Source organism: Hirschia maritima DSM 19733 (assembly GCF_000378345.1).
Classification (GTDB): domain Bacteria; phylum Pseudomonadota; class Alphaproteobacteria; order Caulobacterales; family Hyphomonadaceae; genus Hirschia; species Hirschia maritima.
Genome location: NZ_KB899550.1, coordinates 69,963 through 90,600, shown reverse-complemented (window position 1 = coordinate 90,600; position 20,638 = coordinate 69,963). Strand labels below are relative to the sequence as shown.

Sequence of the window (20,638 nt, the reverse complement as noted above, 5' to 3'; positions counted from 1 at the left end):
AGTTTCATTTTCGTTTATAGGAGATCTATTAGATTTGAAAATGCTGCTTGGAGAGGGCTGTAGTAATGCTAAAGATCGTGACCGTCGTTGGAGCAAGACCCCAATTTATAAAGGCAGCGGTTTTAAGAGAGCTTTTTGAATCATCACCGGATATAAAAGAGATATTGATTCACACGGGACAGCATTATGATGTGTCGATGTCAGATATATTTTTCTCCGATTTGAATATCAAGCCAGCTGAGTATAAGCTTGGTATAAATACAGGCGGGCCGGGACAGACAACAGGGAGGATGATGGAGGAGATTGAAAAAGTTCTCCAAATTGAAAAACCTGATGCAATGCTGGTTTACGGTGACACGAATTCAACGCTAGCAGGCGCACTCTCAGCGGTAAAACTACACATCCCCGTTATCCACGTTGAGGCGGGCTTAAGGTCTTTCAACAAACGAATGCCCGAAGAAATAAACCGAATAATGACTGACCATGTAAGTGATTATTTATTCTGCTCTACCGAAACGGGTGTGACCAATCTTCAAAATGAAAACATAAGCAAAAATATCTTTCATGTCGGAGATATAATGTATGACGCGACACTTAAAGCGATACGAGATTTCGGATCTAACGTTGTCGTGCCGGGGGTAGATTTATCTAAAGATAATCTTGCAATCTGCACGATACACCGCGCTGAAAATACAGATGCTCCAAATATCCTGAAAAGCATATTTGATTATTTGAATGAACAAACGCATTTATACGAAATTATTTTACCGCTCCACCCGAGAACTGAGAAAGCTTTAAAAGAGCATTCAGTCGACGTCGGAAATATCCGAATTATTTCTCCGGTTGGATATCCTCAAATGCAAGCTTTGCTTGCTGCATCCAAAATAGCATTTACGGACTCTGGTGGCCTTCAAAAAGAGGCTTACTTTCATAAAGTGCCTTGTGTAACTTTGAGAGGGGAAACAGAATGGGTTGAACTAGTAGATGCAGGTTGGAACAGATTATGGACATCTGAAGAATTTGCCCAACCTCGACTTCTAGTGGAAGAATATGGCAGTGGCGATACTGGTGAAAAGATCGTTAAATATATAAAAGAATATATAAAAAATTAAAAATACACTTTCCCAAAATTTGGTATTAAAAGAGTTGTAAAATGCAAAATCCCAATATTAAATACAAAGATATATCCTTAAATGTAAAGATTTTGGACTTTTGTTCGATTAGCCACTTTATCTCTGAACAACACAAATTTTACGAAGAGCCACTCCTCGAAGCTTTAACTGAATACATATCTGCTGAAGATTACGTTGTCGACATCGGCGCGCATATAGGAAATCACACTTTATTTTTTTCAAAAGTACTTGGTGCAAGGGTTGTCGCTTTGGAAGCAAACCCAGAAGCATTTTTAGTCTTAAAGGAAAATGCAGAACTCAACGGAGTTGGTGATCGTGTGAATGCACTAAATATAGCTGTCAGTGATCAAAATGATGGCATTATGGTGCTTACATCATTGAAGTCTGAGGATATTGGGACATTCTCGATTATGCGAGATGCTGAAGAAGAGGGTAAAAGCTTTCGATGTAAAACGGTAACACTTGACGGCACTTACTCAACTTACTTTGATACTCACCCTCCAGCTCTTATTAAAATGGATGTTGAAGGTGCAGAAGCCCGTGTTTTGCAAGGCGCAATTGGCGTTATCAAAAAACATAAACCAGTTTTAGTAACAGAAGTTTTTAATGAATTTGAATTCAACAAGATTTTTGAAATCTTAGTGCCAATTGGATATCAGCCGGTTAGTATTCACAATGCAACTCCAACCATTATTTGGGTATATAAAACTGGAGCTCCTCTGGAAGATAAAATTCTACACTTATTCCAATACGGAGTGAGGTCTGCTGCTGCGTATAACTCAGCGAGCGTTGAGATGCGGGAAACACGAAGAAAATTGAAAGATGCTGAAGAAAAGCTGGTTTTAAATTCTGCAGATGAAAATGATGCTCCCAAAATACAAGATTAGGATATCGACTGTAGGATGGCTCAATTTCTTTGAAGATAAAATGGATTATTTAAATGTTTGATCAAAATAAAGAAATCAAATTTGTAGTAATTTCCGACGATGAAACAAAATTAGACAGCCATTTTCTATCATTAAAAGGCCCGTTTATTCATCTCTCTGTCAAAGATAGCGGCTTTTCCATAAAATTCGAACAAATAGAGTATGAGGATGGGGTACGATTGACATCTAAAACCCATGAATTTTCTCCTGCATTCAGTGCAGGAATATCAGCTTATATTTTTTCTATATATAGGCTGATCGCCGATAAGGGGCTTATAATATATGGACATTCAAAATCACTTTTTGAAAACGTTCACAATACAATCGTACAAAGTGAAATACCATACGCTATATGGCTGACAAAGGCTGAAGAAACGACCTTTCACTGGGGAATACAACATTTTGTTTCTAATGCAGCCGCTCGTTTCTGTTTTTCAGAAGACATTAAAAAGTCCTGGCAATCAAAGAAGGTTTTTGATTGTGACATGCTGACAGAAGACACTCTTGAGAATGTTCTATCTACCTCAACCCAGACAAGGCACAAATCAGAAATAATAAACGCGGCAAAAGTTCAAAATGCGCAGCGTACTCTGCTCATTTCATATTACACTGAGCCTTCGCAAACAGTGGCAGCGCATCGCATTAAATATTGGCATGAAAACCTACCAAAGCTCGCAAAAGAGAACGGAGAAGACCTTACAGTTCACTTGCTGACAGCGAATAACACATACAAAGATCGCCAGCGTGTCATTTGCATTCCTGATTTGGGTGAACACAATTGTCTGAATGAAGACACCCTCAAGTTAGCGGATTATCTTAAGAAGAATAAAATCAATTACTTTTCTGTCTATTGGGCGGAACATGTTCGTCAATGGTTCTTAAACCGGCCGGATATTCAATTCGATAGTGTCATTATATCGGGGAACCCATTTTATTATTTCGAATTAGGTGAATTTTTCAAAGAGCAGTGGGGAGCAAAAATTGTTTTGGACTTTAGAGATCCATTCGCCAACAACCCGCGTTTTGTATATTCCGACGCTCATAAAAAAATAGTCACAGACTTGGAAAATCAATATATTGAGAATGCCGATTATGCTCTCTCAGTAAATCACTTTTGTGTAGATCTTCTTTGCTTGAAAGATAAATCTCGGGGCTTAGTCGTTGCCAACGGGTATGAAGAAGGTGTCGTAGATGAAGTTTTGCCAATCGAAAAACAACCTACAGATGCAGATATATCGTTTATATATACTGGTTCTTTTTATGCAGATCGAGATCCAAAACCGTTTTTGAAGAGCCTCGACAATACAAAGCATGAATTAGTTCATATCGGTCGTATATCTGCTGCTGATGAGGAATTAGACCAATACTCTACAATGCATCGATATGGTTTGATGTCTTATTCTGAAGTTGTTGGATATTGTAAGTCGATGTCTGCTGGTGTCATTTTCACTAGCGGTGCTGCTTTCGAACAGACAACAAAGATTTTTGACTACATCGCTGCCGATATCGACATTATTATTGTGACAGATGGCCAAGTAGAGACAGGTGAACTCCACCGTCTAACCAAAGATATGTCGGGTATACACTGGGTTAAAAACAACCAAGCTGAAATCAAAGCATTTTTAGAGACCTACAAACCTTCTAAAAACTCTCGCGCTGATAGGCAATTATATTCTCGACGGCATCAAACTAAAAAATTGCTGAACGTTCTTTTAACAGAAAAAACTGGTGAGCAATTGGAGGAATTGAGCAATGTTCTTTAGTAACAATTTGATATTTTCAGCAATTTAGACCAAAATCCAACGGCGGGATTTACGAGATTTTCTAGCAGTTATCCTTCTTTGATCACAGTGGATTTAGGAAGACGGACAATGTTTGCGATCTCCTAAATTTCCTCAATTTGGAAACCAATTGTGCTCTCAACGGTTCAGATAAGGAATTCAAAACCCGTCTATAAGTATGTCGTTTTTCTGTCTATCTCTACAAGAGCACCAAAAGTATCAAAATAAACAGCGCGAGGTAGTATCCGCTTTTGTTGAACATTGATACGTTTCTTTATTGGAAATTTTAGTCAAAAACTATCTGAAAACAGTGGTAAGGCAAGGGGCTGTTTTTTGTCTAAAGGCGACAGTTCACGGTGTCGTAGTATCGGAGGTTCACCCCAGTTAGAAAAGTTCACGTTTCCATTTTCTCGCTTAAGCATGGATTTCTATTCCGGCCCAATCAATAGTTTTTCTAGTATCTTTCGGTTTCAGATATTGAACCGACGTGCGCTGATAAAACAGCAAATATGGCCTGTTGTTTTCGGGGCATTATTGGCAAGATATGTTTGACGATCAGCGCAGGCATAAATGTGTTGGCTTGAAACACTTGCATAAAAGTATGTGGATTTGGGTTCCTATGACCCTTTTCAGGCCTTAAACTTACTGAATTGGATAAAACTGCCATCGCAATAACAACGAGAATAGGCATACCTGATGCTTTTAGTTGGGTGACCAAATTCGATTACTGATTTTCTGCCGCAAAACTGATATTTGAAGGTTTTTACATTTTTGCTGCTGGGCAGTAGAAAGCGAGCAATTGCGTGTACATTGTCCATGTTAGGTAGGTTTGCAAATTGTTCCACGAGAGCTCAACGAATTCCATCGGGTGCATCAAATACAATGGATATGTTTTTTGTTTGTTCTTGAAAATTCATAAGTTTGTCCAATGATTTTTCGTTGCTAAATATTGTTTCCGTCATTATTTGAGAAGCGCTCTAGCCAAGGAAAAATATAGGAAGTTTGGAAGTGTACCAAAAACGCTGAACATTATAGAAAACCGTTTTGGAAAATTCGTTTGAAAACGTTTGGACTCCATAGCTTTTATTGTACGTTGAGCCGCTTGATCAGGACTCATAATGAACGGCATTTTGAAGGTGTTTTGGTCGGTTAGTCTAGTTCTAATAAAACCAGGATTGATGAGCTGGACTTTAAACTTTTTAGGATCAAGGTCAGCGTGCAATCCCTCCGCAAGGTGCATCATACCAGCTTTGCTGGCAGCATAAGCTGCGCCACCAGGAATGCCCTTAAAGCCAGACAAAGACCCAATTAGAGCGATATGCCCTATATCTTTTGGTATCATGTAGGGGAGGTATTGGCCTAAAACCCGTGCGCAACCATTAAAATTGACTTCGCAAATCTGTTCTGCTTTTTCAGCGTCCCAATTTGCAGCTGTCATAGGCGCGTATTGTCCGGCGCAAAAAATAATACCATCCAAGTCACCCTGTTGGGTTACTGAATCGAACGCTAGTTTTACGCTCTTTTTTTGGGTTATGTCACACGGTGCAACGAAAGCGGGGCTTGGTAGTTCTAAGGCAAGTGCTTCAAGCGCTTCATGGTTTCTGGCAGACAGTGAAAGGCGGGCACCTTTATCAGATAATTGTCTAGCGAGTTCTTCGCCTAAACCCGAACTTGCACCGATCAGCCAGTAATGTTTGCCGTTCCATGTCATTCAGCTGCCTCTAAATTCGACGTGTTGAATACAGAATTTTCGTTGATTTTACGGTGTTTGAACACGGCCACAAGCTCCGCGACTTTAACACCAAATTTCTTCATTTGTGAGCGATTAATGATCGTGCCTTCATCGGTAAGATACATCCAATCCGTCACCGTGAGAACATGTCCACCAGCATCTTCATTTAGCTTCAATTTGTATTTCATCTGAAGCGTATTTCCCGACTGGACACCCACACCTTCGCCAACAAGATCTGGTGCTGTTGCTGTAAATGTACCGTCGCCGTTAAACTTAAGGGTCCATTCTCGGTGGTCCTCACGGCCCGAAGCATATATAAAATGTTCTCTCAATTTGCCGCCAGATTCATCAAAATCTCCTGACATTCTGGCTTTGAAAGTTGAAACAACCTTTCCGGTGTAGTCATAGATTATGCCTTCGGAGAGGTAATCACCTTTGAGAGTCGTTTTTGCATCAAAAATGGGAGTGGCATCTGCATAGTCATTCGGTGATTGTTTTGAAAAGCCCCAGACACATCCAGACAGGACCATCATTGCAAAAAGGATGAGGAGTGCCATTGTTAAATAAGTCATTTTCGACATTTTCCTTGCTTCCTAATTCAATCCCAGAAGACGGGCAGTCTTCTTGGGGTAACGCCCTTCAGGTGAGAGCCAAATAGAGAAGAAATTTTCACTAAAGTTTGGGTGATCAATTTCGCAATTTAGAGCTCCATTGCGATAAAATTCAGCTCTGTTCTTATCCTGTTTTCGGCCGGTGATTTGGTCACCTTTGTTGACATCGCCAAAGCAAATTACGAGAGGTTGCCTGAGTGGTTCAAATGTAGATTCAGGTTTTTGGTTCAAACGTGCCATCTCAATAATGGACGCGTTTGCCAATTTCTTCGCGGATATATTCCGTGCGTAAGTGAGTTCTAAATCAAATGTGTCATCTGAAGAAAATACCCCATTGGGAGCCAATAATGTTGCTGTGTAGAGCTTGAATGGGCCAAGCGAATATTTGACTTTCCCAACTGGTTGCAGCGTCATCTCTGATGCGGCTGCGGCTTCAGGACTAAGCAGTAAAAACGATATTGCAAATATGATCTGTGAACTAAACATGACTTAGCTCAACATGGACAACATTTGTGCGGCCACCGTGTTCAAAAGCAGCAGCGCAGGTATCGAGATAATATTTCCATCCTCGAAGGAATTCGGGTTTGTATCCTTCTTCTTTTAGAGTTGGCACACAAGCTTCAAATTTACTGCGCCATTCTCTGAGAGTGCGGGCATAATCTTTTCCAAACCGGAAAAAATTTTCGGCTTTCAATCCAACACGTTCGGCCTGACGAGAAATCTCTCCTGGTGAAATTAACATCCCACCGGGGAAGGTATATTGACGAATAAAGTCTGTGCGGCTGCGGTAGGTTTCAAAGGTATCATCTTCGACAATGATTGCTTGAAGGGCAGCTCGACCTTCATTTGAAAGCTTGTCTTTGATGGTTTTGAAATAAGTTGGCCAATAGCGTTGTCCAACGGCTTCCACCATTTCAATTGAAACGATTGAATCAAATTTGCCTTTAATGTCCCTATAATCTTCAAGTCGAATATCGGCCCGTTGGTCATAGCCGTGATTAGCGACACGGTCTTGGGCAAATTTATGCTGGGCTTTTGAAATAGTAACAGCCGTTAGTTTCGTGTCTGTTGTTTGTAGGGCGCGTTCTGCAAAACCACCCCAACCGCAACCGATTTCTAATGTTGTTTCACCGCCAGCTGCTGCATTGATAAGGCGATCATATTTAGTGTGTTGCGCGCTTTCCAGCGATTGGTCTTCGCTTTGATAAACAGCGGCTGAATATGTCATGCTAGGGTCAAGCCAGCGGGCATAAAAATCGTTGGAAATATCGTAGTGTGCTGAGATGTTCTTACGGGAACCAGATTTGGAATTGGCCCGCATCCATTTGTCTGTGGCCATAAACAGTAGTCTTTGAAAAGTGGCTCCTCCAAAGGGCTTTTTAATGACGTCATGATTGAGAAGCGCAAGAGTTGAGAGTGCTTCTAGGTCGGGTGTGTCCCACATGCCTTGCGAATATGTTTCACCCAAGCCGACATCACCTCGTAAGGCGAGCGCTGATAGTACGGACCAATCATAGATCTCCCAATACACAACCGGCGCTCCTTGCCCGAAATTACGTGTAATACGATCCGGCGTTGTAAGCGTTAAAGTGCCTGTATGAATGCGACTGAGCAAATTGAAGAAGTTTTTTTCAGTGATAGATTGGGATAGGATCATTGAGACAATTCCTGTTCTGGAGGAAGAGGTCGGCTGCGAAATTCAGCCCCTTTGATTTTCAATTTGAGTGCTTGCCAGTGGATCAACGCCATGACGCGTAATGCACCGAAGGGATATCTCACTGCAGATATGAAGAGATCTCGCGTTGAAAGAGGAGATAGCGCTCCACTGAGTGAAGCGGTCATTCCATCTTCAGTGGGACTTACATACTTGATTTTCGCATTGAAATAACTGGCGTTGAGATCAAATTGAAAAGTGTATTCGCCATCGAGGTTTTGAAATGGTGAGACGTGCAGACGCTTGGATGTGACGATTTTGTTGGCTGGTTTGATTGGTACAAAATCGTCTATTTTACAAAGATATGAATGACGATCCCGACCGACGTTCGTGACCTCTGCGACACAGGCTCTCAATTGCTGTCTTTCATCCAGGAATAGCCAAAAACTAATCGGATTAAAGCTGTAACCAAGTAAACTTGGCATCGTCAAAAGCGAAACTGAATGATGTGCGAATGATGGAATATTGCACACCTTTATGAGGTGTTGGGCGTGGGCATAAAGGCTTTTGCGTCCAGTTCCAAAATCACGATCATGTAGGGCCCACAATCCCAATTTATTGAAGGCTAGACCAGATACAGGTCTGGGAGCTTTTTCACCAATAGGGCACAGGACATAATCGGCACGATAAGTGAAACGGTTATCTGTTTTTCCTTTGCGGCCATGAAACACGGTGGCATGCAAACGTTGAATCTCGGGACCAATACTCACGCTGGCACCATAGAGTTTTGATTCGCAATAATTTTATCTGCAACGGTAAATCCGCTTAAAAGTCCGTCTTCGTGAAAGCCATACCGGGTGTAAGCACCGCAAAACCAAGAATTTTGTATGCCTTGAATATTTCCTATATCCTTTTGAGCGGCCAATGCCTCAACATCAAATTGGGGATGCCACAGCTCTGTTTCATCATAGATTAGATCTTCATTTATTTTTTGTTTTGGATTTAGCGTCACAAAGACCGGCGTTTCATTGGGAATATGCTGAAGAGAATTCATCCAATACGTAAAAGAACCGTTCGTCTCGTTTTCATTGGAATAGCCTTTATAGACCCAACTCGACCACGCTGATTTTCGTTTCGGCATATGAGAAACATCACCGTGTAAATAGACTTTATTCGGACGATATCTAAGTGCACCAAGTATGCGGGTCTCTTCTGGCGACGCATCAGTCAGTATACTCATCGTTTGATTTGAGTGGCATGCATAAATGATCTTATCGAAAGTCTGTTTTTCTTGACCATCGGCTTGTATCCAAGGCTTTGGAGCACGTCCCGATGCGATGATTTTACAATTTGTCCGAATACTTACGTTTCGGGCCAATAGAGCGGTCTTAAGCTTTGAAACATATACTTTGCTACCCCCGACAACTGTGCGCCATTTAGGCCCATTGGTTGCTGAAAGTAACCCGTGGTTTTCAAAGAAACGCACAAAACTTTCTGCTGGAAACGCCTCCATATCGGAACGCGCCGTGCTCCAAATAGCGCCGGCAAGGGGATATAAGTAACGTTGCCTGAAATATTCGCCGACACCTATCTCATCGAGCAATTCTTTTAGGGTTAGCGCATTTAGCTGTGTTCGTAATACGGATTGCTTATTGAATTTAAGAATGTCGAAAATCATCCCCCAAAACTTGGGGTTAGCTGCATTTGAAGGATCGGCGAGAATGCGTTGTAAATCACTCAGGCCGTATTCAAATTTGCCGTCATCCAAAGAAACGGAAAACGACATACTTGTCGGTGTGCTCGGGACTTGGAGTTCCTTAAACAATTCGATCATCAACGGATATGTGGCATTGTTAAAGACCATAAATCCGGTATCAACGGGTACATCTCTATTGGGGCCGGCAAAGCGCGTACGCGCGTGTCCGCCAATGTCTGCTTCACTTTCAAATAAAGTCACATTGTGAGTTTGGATTAACTTCCAAGCCGCTCCCATTCCCGATATTCCACCACCAATAACAGCTATGTTCATCGGTTTTTCGTTATTGATTTCCGTCGTGTTGTCGTAAGCCATTAAAAACACCAAATTTGAGCGTTAGCCGAAAGAATTCAGCGGCTGAGCGATGTGGATGTATGTGAATGCTTACGTGATGGCGCTTGGATTGGATCACTTTTACCTTGAATTGATTTTTTTTATGAATGAAGGTGATCTACATTCGCCCTGCATTCGTATGAAATGGTATGAATGCTTTAAACAACATAAAATCCTCTGGTGAAGCGTCAAAACGTGAAGCGTTTAATAGCTTCAATCGAGAGAGTGTCTCTCCGAGTTTGAGGATGCGAAATCCACGGCATTCGCACACCTCATCACGAGATGGCAGTATAGAAGACCACAGGAACAAAATCGTGCCTGAACTATCGCCAGAAGATTGGTCTTTGATTTTAGCAAGCGTTGGACATTCGCAGGACAAAGATGCGTTTGCCAAGGTTTTTCATCATTTTGGACCACGCGTTAAATCGTTGATGCTAAAATATGGTTCTAATAATGAGTTAGCCGAAGAAATTGTCCAGGAAACATTCGTCATTGTATGGCGAAAAGCTGCATTGTTTGATGCCGATAAAGCGGCTGCTTCAACCTGGATTTTTACCATTGCGCGAAACAAGCGTATTGATGTTTTGAGAAGACAAAATCGTCCTGAGCCGGACATGAATGATCCTGCAATGGCACAAGATCCAATCCCCAATTCAGAAGAATTTGTAAGCGGAAAAGAGCGTGCTTTAGCGGTCCAACGCGCTATCGCTAAATTGCCTGAAGATCAACGCGAAGTGCTTCATAGATCCTATTTCTCAGAAGAAACACATCGTGAAATAGCAAAGAATTTAAAAACACCGCTTGGCACGGTAAAATCTCGGTTGCGATTGGCCCTTTCTAAACTGAGAACCCTTATAGATGAAGACATAGGAGAGGGGTCAATATGACTGTTTCTCACCACATTACAGATGATTTGTTGTATTTATACGCTGCTGGCGAACTCGACTTTGGCTGGAGCCTTGCCATCGCCACGCATCTTGCAATGTGTCCGCAGTGTAGACACCGTAATGCTATGTTTGAAGATGTTTTAGCGGCGTCACTGGAAGATGAGGAAATAGCTGAGGTTCACACATCTGTTGATGACATACTTGGCATGGTTCAGGGGCTTCCAAGTCTTGAAAATACACCAGATGTCGAGGTTATTGAAAAGCCTGTATTTCCTAAACCATTGAGAGATGTTGCCGGTGACCTGAAAGATATTAAATGGTCAGCCATGGGGGGAGGTATCAAACAAAAAATCATTCATGAACAAGACGGTGTTATTTCTCGATTGCTTTATATTCCTGCAAACAAAGCCGCATCCTCTCACGGACATAATGGCTTGGAACTAACTCAGGTTGTTGTGGGTGGTTTTTATGATGGAGACCAAGCTTTTAACTGCGGCGATATGCAGATTGTTGGGCATGAAAGTCCGCATCAACCTTTGGCTATGAGTGATGGTCCATGCATATGCCTAGCCGTCACAGATGCGCCACTACAGTTTCAAAACCTTTTACCAAAGCTTTTTCAACGCGCTTTCCGAATTTAGCATAAAAGTATGCACGTTGATATCATGGGAGTTTGCATCAAGTTGGCGGAGAGAGCATCCAACATTGTCGGTGCATCAAGTCAAACTGAATGGTGCAATCGCACCCATTTCACATAAGATATATTATCCGCCTATCCGGAAGTTTCATTTCTGGTGCGTATGGTGATCTTCATTCGTTTTGAGGATTCTCAATCATTAACCACGTTTTACGTCATAGGCGTGAGAATCCGTCACTCCCCATGAGAATCCGGGCGAGGGCAATTTTTCATTCGGTGCGGATAACAAAGGTTATGTGCAATTTGATGTTTAAGCCAGAAAATAAAAATTTATGCCTGTTAACCCTAGCCCTAGGAAGGTTGGGGGCGTCTTAAATGAGTAAATTAGAAGTCTTTAATCACAGAAGAAATAAACGCTTCAGTTTTGATATTTTGCATTTATCAGTCAAAATCTGGCCCTTTTCTGCCCCGTGAACAGCTTTTATCATCCTGCTGTTTAGTAACACAAATACGCCGGATATGTTTCATATAAACACAGAATATGAACCTTGGCGTTGACCTTTTATATTCAAGATAATCTCCACCAAATTTTTGTGTGAGTATTTCCTCCTCGGGAATTATCTGCGTGTAAGTGATGCTGCCCATAAAAGTGATTGGCATTAATAGTGCGAGTATATTGCCAAGTAATAAGGCCAATCCAGTGAGCACTAGGGTCATGCCTAGATACATGGGGTTTCTACTTATTCGATAAAGACCTGTGGTCACGAGTGACTGTGCTTGTTCGGGAGCAATCGGATTTACTGTAGTTTTAGCTTTTATGAATTCGACCACTGCCCATGATAATATCAAACAGCCAAATCCAATTATAACCCATCCAAGATAGCTGATACCCAACCAATTGGTGTTAAAGATACTACCGAATGAAGGTGTTAAGAGCTCCAAAATTCCGCAGATTAAAAATTGAAGTATTGGTGGAATTTTCAATTTCATTGAGTCCTCCCAGTAGATACACTTGAAGAATGAATATCGTCTTTTAATTCCTTCATGGCTTGAAGAGAAATTGATGTTGCTGACTTCAGAAATAGGCCTGCCAACACAAAAGCGACAATGAGGTCGGGCCACGGGCTTAGCGTATATGCGACCGCACCACTCGCCGCTATTACTGCAACATTACCAATTGCATCATTACGAGAGCACAACCAAACTGAGCGAACATTGCTGTCACCGTCCCGCCATTTAAGCAGGATAAAAACACTTGCCAAATTTGCAGACAAAGCCACGAACCCAATAATTCCCATGGTATTGGCTTCAGGAAGTACGCCTCCCATTATCCGCAATGCAGTCATTGTGAGTACGCTAAAAGCTATTAACGCTAAGGATATCCCTTTAAATAATGAAGCATAAGCGCGTGTTCTGATTGTGGAACCTATTACCGCCAAACTAAGTGCGTAAGTTGCCGTATCGCCCGCAAAATCCAAGGCATCTGCTTTCAGAGATTGTGAGCCAGAAGTAGCACCTGCATACATCTCCACAATGAACATCAATCCATTGATAATTATGACTGCCCAAAGAGCACGTCGATAACTCTCCGACAGGCCATCAAAATGTTTGTTTTCGCAACAACCGGACATTCTTTTCTCTTATCCATCTAGATTTTCCAATATTTTCAAGCCTACAGTCTACAGCGACTGTAGAAGCAAGCGGGTTGGAGTTAAATAGATGAAGAAGATTACGATTGGCCGATTGTCTAAAGCAGCAAATGTAAAAGTGACAACGATAAGATATTACGAATCTATCGAACTTATGGGAAAAGCTGAACGTAGTGAAAGTGGACAACGTTTATATGATGACAGCTCAATTCAACGTTTATCTTTTATTCGTCACGCTAGAGACTTAGGATTTGCTGTAGATGACATTAGAGAATTGATAGAGTTGCAGACGCAATCGGGGAGCAATTGCAAAGCTGTCGATGAAATTGCACGTTCGCATTTATCATCTGTCCGGCAACGAATTCGACAATTAGGCTCACTTGAAACTGAATTGGAAAGAATGGTCTCTAATTGCAAAGGAAACGATATTGGAACTTGCCAAATCATGAAATCCCTCAATGACCATTCGGCTTGCTTGAGTGAGGCACATGATCGCATAAAGCCAATGTAAGACAAAACATACTTGACCCTCTAGCCGCTATAGAGGCTAAAAGTATTTCTTGAGATTTTAGACAGCAAAATACAGGACAAATAGAATTGCTCGATATCCTAAAGCATATTGTATTTAGCTTATTTGCCTTTGCTTTTCTGTCGGCACCTGTTGCCGAGGCTCAACACACAATTGAAGAAAAATTAATCAGCTGCGAAATCGATCATGCCAAACATCACTCTGATGAAAATGAACAAGAGCATCATCATCACGATCATCATGTTCACAGTTGCGGCTCTTGTCACATACATTTGCTAGAACAAGATTTGGTTCCCCAAATCAAACGGACAACTCCTAAGCAAACACATGGTCTTCCAAATAGTGAGGGACCATTTGAGTTGATGCCTATTCAAATCGATAGGCCTCCTAAAGCCTGAATTTTGCTTTTTTGAGCGCTTTTAGCGCCAACAAATTCAATAAAAATTCAGGAACTCAAAATGTATACACCAAGTAGAATGCCTCTATTGGCACTTTTAGCCACGACCGCATTTACATTCCCTGTCTACGGACAAGAAGCCGACCATCACGATGAGCATCATGAGGAAGAATCTCATGAAATGCATGACGATCATAAAGATGATGAACATGCTGAGCATGACCATGAAAAAAAGATGGACAAAATCATCGTTCAAGCAACTCGATCAGGTCGCTTGCTCCAAGATGAGCCTATGCGGGTAGAAGTTATCCCAAGAGAAGAGATAGAAGAAAAAGCCATTATGCGCCCGGGAAATATCGCAACAATGGTAAATGAGACTGGAGGAATTCGTGTTCAAGTCACCTCGCCAGCTTTAGGGTCATCCAATATCCGGATTCAAGGGCTATATGGACGATATACTCAATTGCTCGCTGATGGTCTGCCTCTCTATGGAGGTCAGGCTTCTTCTCTAGGACTTTTACAAATTCCACCAACAGACTTGCGTCAAGTCGAAGTCATTAAAGGCTCTGCAACTTCCCTTTACGGAGCATCAGCAATTGGTGGGGTGGTAAATCTGGTATCAAGGCGGCCTGATGAAGAAATAGAGAATGAAATACTCTTCAACATTACCTCATTGGACGGCCAAGATTTAACAACCTACAGCGCAATTCCTTTATCGGATAACTTGGGTGTTTCCTTCACAGCTGGAGCACATCGTCAGGGAGTTAAAGATTTTGATGATGATGGTTGGATTGATATACCTAGTTCAGAGAGATGGACAGCTAGGCCTCGCCTATTTTGGGAGGGCGCGAATGGTGCGGAAGTCTACGCAACTCTTGGCTTCATGACGGAACAAAGAAATGGTGGAACATTAGAAGGCCGAACTGTACCTGATGGAACATTCTTTGCTCAAAATCAGGATACCACACGTGTTGACGGTGGTTTAATTATAGATTTTCCTTTGTCGAATGACATCAAGGGGCAAATTCGCTCTTCAGTTATGGCTCAAGACCATGAACATCGTTTTGGAGATGTAATTGAAGACGATAAACATGAAAGTTACCTAATTGAAGCATCTGCGTCTGGTGGTCATGAAGGAACAAACTGGGCAGCAGGTTTAGCATGGCAGACTGAAAGTTATAGTTCGATTACATTTCCGGGTTTTGATTACACTTATGATGTTCCTGGATTATTTGGGCAATTAGATCATGATTATACAGACAAGCTATCTGTATCTGTAAGTGGTCGGTTGGATGAGCACAGCGAATATGGAACCCAATTTAGCCCACGATTTTCTATTTTGTACCGACCGGAAAACTGGACTTTTAGAGGGTCTGTTGCAGACGGTTTTTACGCGCCTACGCCTTTTGTAGAAGAAATAGAAGCATCAGGATTGTCACGATTAGAACCTCTTTCCGATATCGTTGAAGAGACCGCGCAAACAGTGTCCATTGATATTGGCTATAAACAAGGCGGTATTGAAGCCAACGCGACTTTCTTTGCATCTGATGTAGATGGTGTGACTCGCCTTGAAGAGTTCTCCAGTGTTGCTGGAGGAGATTTAGATCGCGTGCGTCTCGTTAATTCGCCGGGCAAAACTGAGTTGAGAGGTTCAGAACTATTACTCCGTTACCTTTGGAATGATTTCAAACTGACAGGTAGCTATCTGTACATAGACTCGAGTGAACCAAATGAATTGGGGACTGCACGTGAGGAAGTTGCATTAACTCCCAAACATTCAGCTGGTTTAGTCGCAATGTGGGAAAGACATGGTGAGTTCAGGCTGGGTATGGAGATGTATTACACAGGCGAACAGCGGGTTGAAAACAGCCCCTATAGAACAAGAAGTGACCCCTATCTTGATATTGGAATATTGGGAGAAATCACGATTGGTCCAGCAAGCTGGTTTATCAATGCAGAGAACATTCTCAATGTTCGTCAAACAAAGGAAGAACCACTGATTAGGACTGTTCGCGCCCCCGATGGCCAATGGACAACAGACATTTGGTCTCGCAATGATGGTTTCATTGTAAATGGTGGTGTGCGACTTAAGTTTTAATCATGCAAAAAATGAGTCGCAGATAATTTAAAAATTATCTGCGGCGCTTCCATGTTGCTAATTTGATTGACTTAACTTCACTTAATCAAGCACTATTGTTTCATGATCCAAACGCTTCGAACAGTTTTCATTTTTTTGAGCATACTGGTGCTATTTGCGCAGCAGAGCGTTTGTGCGTGTGTGTCTCACTTGAGTATCCAAGTTCAATCAGAGCGCCACGCATCCTCGGACATACACCATTCTATGGATTGCGATGGTGATGAAACCCCAACTAATCATGACGAAGACTGTCCGCACTGTGAATACAATCATGTACTAAAATCAGATACTTCCTTTGAAGCTTCCCTATTGCCTTCAATGGGTAAGACCGTAGCTTTGACCGCGGTTTCGTCACTTCCCGCTGCTCCCATTGTAAAACCTATTAAGGAACCGCGTTTCCAACACCTTGCGCAAGGTCCACCTACTCCAACGCCTGTTACCTTAAAAATTCGTCTTTTGAATTGAGTTGCACCGAACATGCGCTTGTTTGCGCGTGTTGTCTCACCTGCAATTAACTCAATTTATTAGGATGAATGATGATTTCTCGAAGACAATTTATTCAAACAACTGCTCAAGGCGCTGCCCTTGCTGGGTTGTCCACTTTACTGCCCAGTTGGGCGCTTGGGGCTAGCCATGGCAATATGGGGTTGCCACAGCTTACAGGCACACGTTTTGATCTCAAAGTTGGTAAATTCCCAGTGTCTATCAACGGAAAGCAAGGGCAAGCTATTGGTGTAAATGGCACCATGCCAGCACCGCTTATTCGCTTTCGCGAGGGTGACGACATTACGATAAATGTCACCAATACTTTAGATGAAGATACCAGCATTCACTGGCATGGCTTGCTTGTGCCATTCCAAATGGACGGTGTACCGGGTGTAACATTTCCCGGTATTCGTCCCAAAGAGACCTTCACTTATAAATTCTCTGTGCCGCAATCAGGCACATACTGGTATCACTCTCATTCAGGCTTGCAGGAACCTTTAGGGCATTATGGGCCTCTAATCATTGATCCAAAACATCATGATCCGGTGGAATATGACCGCGAATATGTATTGGTTTTATCAGATTGGAGTTTTGAAAGCCCGTATCGAATTTTCTCAAAACTTAAGAAGGTCAGCCATACTTATAACTTCCAGCAAAGGACAATCCCTGACTTTCTCCAAGATGCTAAAGAGCGCGGTCTTGGCGCAGCGTGGTCTGAACGCGAAATGTGGGGGCAAATGCGTATGTCTCCTAGGGATATATCGGACGTAACAGGTGCAACCTTCCACTATCTCATTAACGGGCATGGGACAGCCGATAACTGGAATGGGGTGTTCAATGTGGGGGAGCGCGTTCGCTTACGCATCATCAATGCATCATCAATGACAATGTTCAATGTCCGCATTCCTGGACTGCCAATGACCATTGTCAATTCAGACGGGCTTAATGTTCAACCTGTCGAAGTGGATGAATTTCAAATGGGCGTGGCAGAAACATATGATGTGATCGTTCAGCCTACAGAAGATAAAGCCTATGCCTTTGTTGCTGAAAGCATTGATCGCTCCGGGCAAGTTGTTGCCACGCTTGGGCCGCGCGCGGGTATGCGTGCGCAAGAACCTAAAATGCGCGCTGTACCAACTCTGACTATGAAAGATATGGGGATGGATCATAGCGCTATGGGGCATGGAAACATGCACCACGACACAATGGATCATTCCCAACACAATATGCCTGATAACCCACACGCAGGCCATAATATGGGCGGAATGGATCACAGCATGCACAACAAGCATGATGGCAGCGCATGGCCTGTTGAAAAGAAAGACATCAAACAAGGTGTGGGCGTCGTCAATGTAAATAAAAGCCCCTTAAACCGTTTAGATGAACCGGGTATCGGACTGGAAAACGTGTCTCACCGTGTGTTGCGCTATACGCAATTGAGAAGCTTGGAAAAAAACCCCGATACACGGCAGCCAGAGCGAGAAATTGAAATCCATCTGACCTCAAACATGGAGCGCTATATGTGGTCCTTTGATGGGGTGAAGTTTTCTGAAGTCAAAGAAGCCATTAAATTCCACGAAGGCGAACGTGTACGAGTGACCCTCATCAATAATACGATGATGCCACACCCTATCCATTTACACGGCATGTTCTTTGATCTTGTAAACGGCGCAGATGATCATAAGCCACGCAAGCATACAGTGATTGTCAAACCCGCTGAAAAGCTGTCATTCGATGTATCAGCTGAACATATCGGCGATTGGGCGTTTCACTGCCATCTCCTCTATCACATGCACGCAGGCATGATGCAGGTTGTCTCGGTTTTACCTTCAGACAAGCCGGCTCATAAACATGAGAAACATAAAAGCCATCATGAACATATGCAGCATGAACCAGAAAAAGTGATGGACCATTCAACAATGGATCACTCGCAAATGGATCATGGCTCTATGAACCACCACCAGCATGGAAAGGAGAAGTAATCATGAAACGTTTTTCTCTATTCCTCACAACCGGTGTCTTGTCATGTTTAGCATTTACACCGTTAGCCAATGCGCAAGAGCATTCCCATCCGGCTAATGATGAAAAGCCGTGGTCTATGGCGGATGAATATTTTGATCCTGAGGAAATGGCACATACTCGCACGCATGTTCTCCATCATAATGGCGGGCAATCCTTTGGAATGCTGATGGTTGATCGTCTTGAGGTGCAATCAGGCGAAGATGAAGATGTTGGCGTTTGGGACGCGAGCTACCGTTATGGCGGCGATATCGACAAACTTTATATTACCACCGAAGGAGAATACTCGCTTGAACATGATGAATTTGAAGAGGTTGAAATGCAAGCTCTTTGGTCACATGCAGTCTCTCGCTTTTTCGATGTGCAAACAGGTGTGCGATATGATTTTGAGCCCGATGGACTTGCCCATGCTGTCTTTGGTTTTCAGGGATTAGCGCCATATTGGTTTGAAGTTGATGGGGCGGCTTATTTGAGCGAAAAAGGTGATGTAACAGCGGACTTTGAAGCAGAATATGAGCTTCTTCTCACTCAGCGGCTTATTCTTCAACCACGCCTTGAGGTCGGCATATCCGCCCAAGATATACCAGAACTAGAGGTAGCTTCCGGTATTACAGATATCGAAGCTGGATTACGCCTGCGCTATGAATTTAAACGTGAAATTGCGCCTTACATCGGCATAGAGCACAAAGCGCTCATCGGAGAAACAGCAAATATAGCTGAAGCTCATGGTGAAGAGGCCAATAGCACATTCTTTGTGTTAGGTGTGCGTGGCTGGTTCTAAGCTAGATTAGGAGATCATTGTTCCAGATAGTCTATAATTGGACAATCAGGACGATGATCTCCACTACAGTTTTTAATCAAATGAGAAATCGCTGTGTGCAGGGATTGTAACTCTCTTTGCTTTTGCTCAATCTCATCTAGACGGGTTTGAGCCAACGCCTTTACCTCAGAGCTGCTACGCTCTCTGTCTTCATAAAGGCTCAATAGTGAGCGACATTCTTCTATCGAAAAACCAAATTCACGCGCCCTGCGAACAAAGCAAAGTTTACGGGCATCTTGCTCACTGTAATCACGATACCCCGCTTCAGTACGACCACTAGCAGCCACAAGACCGATTTCAGAATAATAACGCACAGTTTTGGTAGGTAATTGTGCGATTTTAGCGACTTTACTGATATTCATTTTAAACGTTGACCTTCCAGTTACTGGAAACCTTAGCATGTCTTCATATTATAGAATACATGACTGAGAGACATAAATGACATCACTTGCAAATGCTCTGAATTTAAATTGGACTGAATGGAAAAGCTGGAAGAAAGCTTCCCAAAATACGCTATGGTGTCTACTGGGGTGTTCTATTGGTGATTTGGGAACAATCGCGTTCTTTCAATTCACGGGTATTCCTTGGCCTGTATGGGCCATTATGACTTTAGCCATCATAAACGGATTGCTGACTTCAATCATCCTTGAAACCATTATTCTCTCAAGGCAGATGGCGTTCAAACTTGCATTTCAGACCGCTATTGGCATGTCGTTTATATCCATGATCGCCATGGAAGCAGCAATGAATTTAGTCGACGTCTGGGTCACAGGCGGAGCTAAGCTCACATGGTATGTGATCCCGCTTATGCTTCTGGCCGGCTTCTTAGCACCACTACCTTACAACTATTGGAGGTTGGTTGCATTGAAGAAATCATGTCATTGAAAAGTGAACGGTTGAAATCTGATCCAACTGGTCATGTAATCGCTAGGAGGGAAATGTCCGTATTGGCGAAAACCTGCCTGACGGTATCCCCTGCTCTCGTTTGAATACAGACCGGAATCACTATTAAGGTAAACAGGCTAAATGGGCTGATAAAAATGAACCATTAATAATGAGAATCTGATTCTCTCCGTTAGTGATTCTTACCATTTTGAACTGCGCGAGAGCACAATTGACGACCACTTGTAACTAACCTGATCAGCCCAAAC

Annotated in this window: 20 protein-coding genes; 11 read left to right on the top strand and 9 right to left on the bottom strand. The window is 42.6% G+C overall.

The genetic code is table 11. The features are described from left to right. Positions 1-47 precede the first annotated feature (47 nt). From wecB to F551_RS0115750, 3 genes are read left to right on the top strand one after another with little or no spacing between them, the layout of a single operon-like run. Positions 48-1,112, top strand: coding sequence for a non-hydrolyzing UDP-N-acetylglucosamine 2-epimerase (wecB, locus tag F551_RS0115760; RefSeq protein WP_233355278.1), 1,065 nt, complete (start codon positions 48-50; stop codon positions 1,110-1,112). Between the two features lie 41 nt (positions 1,113-1,153). Beyond that, a complete protein-coding gene (locus tag F551_RS0115755) occupies positions 1,154-2,020 on the top strand; it encodes an FkbM family methyltransferase (protein ID WP_018998490.1) in 867 nt (288 codons plus the stop codon). 53 nt (positions 2,021-2,073) lie between these two features. Continuing rightward, positions 2,074-3,822 carry a glycosyltransferase family protein gene (locus F551_RS0115750; protein WP_018998489.1) on the top strand — a complete coding sequence of 583 codons (1,749 nt, stop codon included), beginning with the start codon at positions 2,074-2,076 and terminating at the stop codon, positions 3,820-3,822. Between the two features lie 979 nt (positions 3,823-4,801). Here F551_RS0115750 and F551_RS0115735 read toward each other — a convergent pair. From F551_RS0115735 to F551_RS0115710, 6 genes are read right to left on the bottom strand one after another with little or no spacing between them, the layout of a single operon-like run. Continuing rightward, positions 4,802-5,551, bottom strand: coding sequence for an SDR family NAD(P)-dependent oxidoreductase (locus tag F551_RS0115735; RefSeq protein WP_018998486.1), 750 nt, complete (start codon positions 5,549-5,551; stop codon positions 4,802-4,804). After that, the gene (locus F551_RS0115730; RefSeq protein WP_033405280.1) at positions 5,548-6,144 is read right to left on the bottom strand and encodes a DUF3833 domain-containing protein; all 597 of its coding nucleotides are present in this window, start codon (positions 6,142-6,144) and stop codon (positions 5,548-5,550) included. Before F551_RS0115730 ends, F551_RS0115735 begins: the two co-directional genes overlap by 4 nt. 21 nt (positions 6,145-6,165) lie before the next feature. After that, positions 6,166-6,669 carry a chalcone isomerase family protein gene (locus F551_RS0115725; protein WP_018998484.1) on the bottom strand — a complete coding sequence of 168 codons (504 nt, stop codon included), beginning with the start codon at positions 6,667-6,669 and terminating at the stop codon, positions 6,166-6,168. Then, complete coding sequence (locus F551_RS0115720; RefSeq protein ID WP_018998483.1) at positions 6,662-7,840, bottom strand: SAM-dependent methyltransferase; 1,179 nt, start codon at positions 7,838-7,840, stop codon at positions 6,662-6,664. Before F551_RS0115720 ends, F551_RS0115725 begins: the two co-directional genes overlap by 8 nt. Next, the gene (locus F551_RS0115715; RefSeq protein WP_018998482.1) at positions 7,837-8,607 is read right to left on the bottom strand and encodes a DUF1365 domain-containing protein; all 771 of its coding nucleotides are present in this window, start codon (positions 8,605-8,607) and stop codon (positions 7,837-7,839) included. Before F551_RS0115715 ends, F551_RS0115720 begins: the two co-directional genes overlap by 4 nt. Next, on the bottom strand, positions 8,604-9,908 hold the full coding sequence (locus F551_RS0115710) for an NAD(P)/FAD-dependent oxidoreductase (protein ID WP_018998481.1): 1,305 nt from the start codon (positions 9,906-9,908) through the stop codon (positions 8,604-8,606). The genes F551_RS0115715 and F551_RS0115710 overlap by 4 nt, the downstream gene beginning before the upstream one ends. 332 nt (positions 9,909-10,240) lie before the next feature. Here F551_RS0115710 and F551_RS16865 point away from each other — a divergent pair, with 332 nt between their 5' ends. Then, positions 10,241-10,813 (top strand): sigma-70 family RNA polymerase sigma factor, encoded by a 573-nt coding sequence (locus tag F551_RS16865; protein ID WP_233355277.1) that lies wholly within the window; start codon positions 10,241-10,243, stop codon positions 10,811-10,813. Then, entirely contained in the window at positions 10,810-11,454 is a 645-nt protein-coding gene (locus tag F551_RS0115700; protein ID WP_018998479.1) for a ChrR family anti-sigma-E factor, read from the top strand. Before F551_RS16865 ends, F551_RS0115700 begins: the two co-directional genes overlap by 4 nt. A gap of 437 nt (positions 11,455-11,891) precedes the next feature. Here F551_RS0115700 and F551_RS16860 read toward each other — a convergent pair whose 3' ends face one another. Both F551_RS16860 and F551_RS0115690 read right to left on the bottom strand, forming a co-directional pair. After that, positions 11,892-12,440 (bottom strand): methyltransferase family protein, encoded by a 549-nt coding sequence (locus tag F551_RS16860; protein ID WP_018998478.1) that lies wholly within the window; start codon positions 12,438-12,440, stop codon positions 11,892-11,894. Next, positions 12,437-13,081: a cation transporter gene (locus F551_RS0115690; RefSeq protein ID WP_018998477.1), complete on the bottom strand. Its 645-nt coding sequence runs from the start codon at positions 13,079-13,081 to the stop codon at positions 12,437-12,439. Before F551_RS0115690 ends, F551_RS16860 begins: the two co-directional genes overlap by 4 nt. A gap of 88 nt (positions 13,082-13,169) precedes the next feature. Between F551_RS0115690 and F551_RS0115685 the strand changes: the two genes are divergently transcribed. The 5 genes from F551_RS0115685 to F551_RS0115660 all read left to right on the top strand — a co-directional run bounded on the left by F551_RS0115685 (position 13,170) and on the right by F551_RS0115660 (position 19,448). Continuing rightward, positions 13,170-13,610, top strand: a complete 441-nt coding sequence (locus F551_RS0115685) for a MerR family transcriptional regulator (RefSeq protein WP_018998476.1) — start codon at positions 13,170-13,172, stop codon at positions 13,608-13,610. Positions 13,611-14,086: 476 nt separating this feature from the next. Further along, the gene (locus tag F551_RS0115675; protein WP_018998474.1) at positions 14,087-16,123 is read left to right on the top strand and encodes a TonB-dependent receptor plug domain-containing protein; all 2,037 of its coding nucleotides are present in this window, start codon (positions 14,087-14,089) and stop codon (positions 16,121-16,123) included. A 189-nt stretch (positions 16,124-16,312) separates the two neighbouring features. After that, positions 16,313-16,627: a hypothetical protein gene (locus tag F551_RS16855; RefSeq protein WP_155826110.1), complete on the top strand. Its 315-nt coding sequence runs from the start codon at positions 16,313-16,315 to the stop codon at positions 16,625-16,627. Between the two features lie 71 nt (positions 16,628-16,698). Next, positions 16,699-18,630 carry a copper resistance system multicopper oxidase gene (locus tag F551_RS0115665; protein WP_018998472.1) on the top strand — a complete coding sequence of 644 codons (1,932 nt, stop codon included), beginning with the start codon at positions 16,699-16,701 and terminating at the stop codon, positions 18,628-18,630. A 2-nt stretch (positions 18,631-18,632) separates the two neighbouring features. Beyond that, entirely contained in the window at positions 18,633-19,448 is an 816-nt protein-coding gene (locus F551_RS0115660) for a copper resistance protein B (RefSeq protein WP_018998471.1), read from the top strand. A gap of 14 nt (positions 19,449-19,462) precedes the next feature. Here F551_RS0115660 and cueR read toward each other — a convergent pair whose 3' ends face one another. Further along, positions 19,463-19,849, bottom strand: a complete 387-nt coding sequence (cueR, locus tag F551_RS0115655) for a Cu(I)-responsive transcriptional regulator (protein ID WP_018998470.1) — start codon at positions 19,847-19,849, stop codon at positions 19,463-19,465. Between the two features lie 76 nt (positions 19,850-19,925). Here cueR and F551_RS0115650 point away from each other — a divergent pair, with 76 nt between their 5' ends. Beyond that, entirely contained in the window at positions 19,926-20,372 is a 447-nt protein-coding gene (locus tag F551_RS0115650) for a DUF4396 domain-containing protein (RefSeq protein ID WP_018998469.1), read from the top strand. Positions 20,373-20,638 lie beyond the last annotated feature (266 nt).

What these genes read in the sequence shown, in the direction of transcription:
- F551_RS0115755 (WP_018998490.1), top strand. Translation starts at nt 1,154, where the DNA reads ATGCAAAATCCCAATATTAAATACAAAGATATATCCTTAAATGTAAAG.
- F551_RS0115750 (WP_018998489.1), top strand. Translation starts at nt 2,074, where the DNA reads ATGTTTGATCAAAATAAAGAAATCAAATTTGTAGTAATTTCCGACGAT.
- F551_RS0115735 (WP_018998486.1), bottom strand. Translation starts at nt 5,551, where the DNA reads ATGACATGGAACGGCAAACATTACTGGCTGATCGGTGCAAGTTCGGGT.
- F551_RS0115730 (WP_033405280.1), bottom strand. Translation starts at nt 6,144, where the DNA reads ATGACTTATTTAACAATGGCACTCCTCATCCTTTTTGCAATGATGGTC.
- F551_RS0115725 (WP_018998484.1), bottom strand. Translation starts at nt 6,669, where the DNA reads ATGTTTAGTTCACAGATCATATTTGCAATATCGTTTTTACTGCTTAGT.
- F551_RS0115720 (WP_018998483.1), bottom strand. Translation starts at nt 7,840, where the DNA reads ATGATCCTATCCCAATCTATCACTGAAAAAAACTTCTTCAATTTGCTC.
- F551_RS0115710 (WP_018998481.1), bottom strand. Translation starts at nt 9,908, where the DNA reads ATGGCTTACGACAACACGACGGAAATCAATAACGAAAAACCGATGAAC.
- F551_RS0115700 (WP_018998479.1), top strand. Translation starts at nt 10,810, where the DNA reads ATGACTGTTTCTCACCACATTACAGATGATTTGTTGTATTTATACGCT.
- F551_RS16860 (WP_018998478.1), bottom strand. Translation starts at nt 12,440, where the DNA reads ATGAAATTGAAAATTCCACCAATACTTCAATTTTTAATCTGCGGAATT.
- F551_RS0115690 (WP_018998477.1), bottom strand. Translation starts at nt 13,081, where the DNA reads ATGTCCGGTTGTTGCGAAAACAAACATTTTGATGGCCTGTCGGAGAGT.
- F551_RS0115685 (WP_018998476.1), top strand. Translation starts at nt 13,170, where the DNA reads ATGAAGAAGATTACGATTGGCCGATTGTCTAAAGCAGCAAATGTAAAA.
- F551_RS0115675 (WP_018998474.1), top strand. Translation starts at nt 14,087, where the DNA reads ATGTATACACCAAGTAGAATGCCTCTATTGGCACTTTTAGCCACGACC.
- F551_RS0115665 (WP_018998472.1), top strand. Translation starts at nt 16,699, where the DNA reads ATGATTTCTCGAAGACAATTTATTCAAACAACTGCTCAAGGCGCTGCC.
- F551_RS0115660 (WP_018998471.1), top strand. Translation starts at nt 18,633, where the DNA reads ATGAAACGTTTTTCTCTATTCCTCACAACCGGTGTCTTGTCATGTTTA.
- cueR (WP_018998470.1), bottom strand. Translation starts at nt 19,849, where the DNA reads ATGAATATCAGTAAAGTCGCTAAAATCGCACAATTACCTACCAAAACT.
- F551_RS0115650 (WP_018998469.1), top strand. Translation starts at nt 19,926, where the DNA reads ATGACATCACTTGCAAATGCTCTGAATTTAAATTGGACTGAATGGAAA.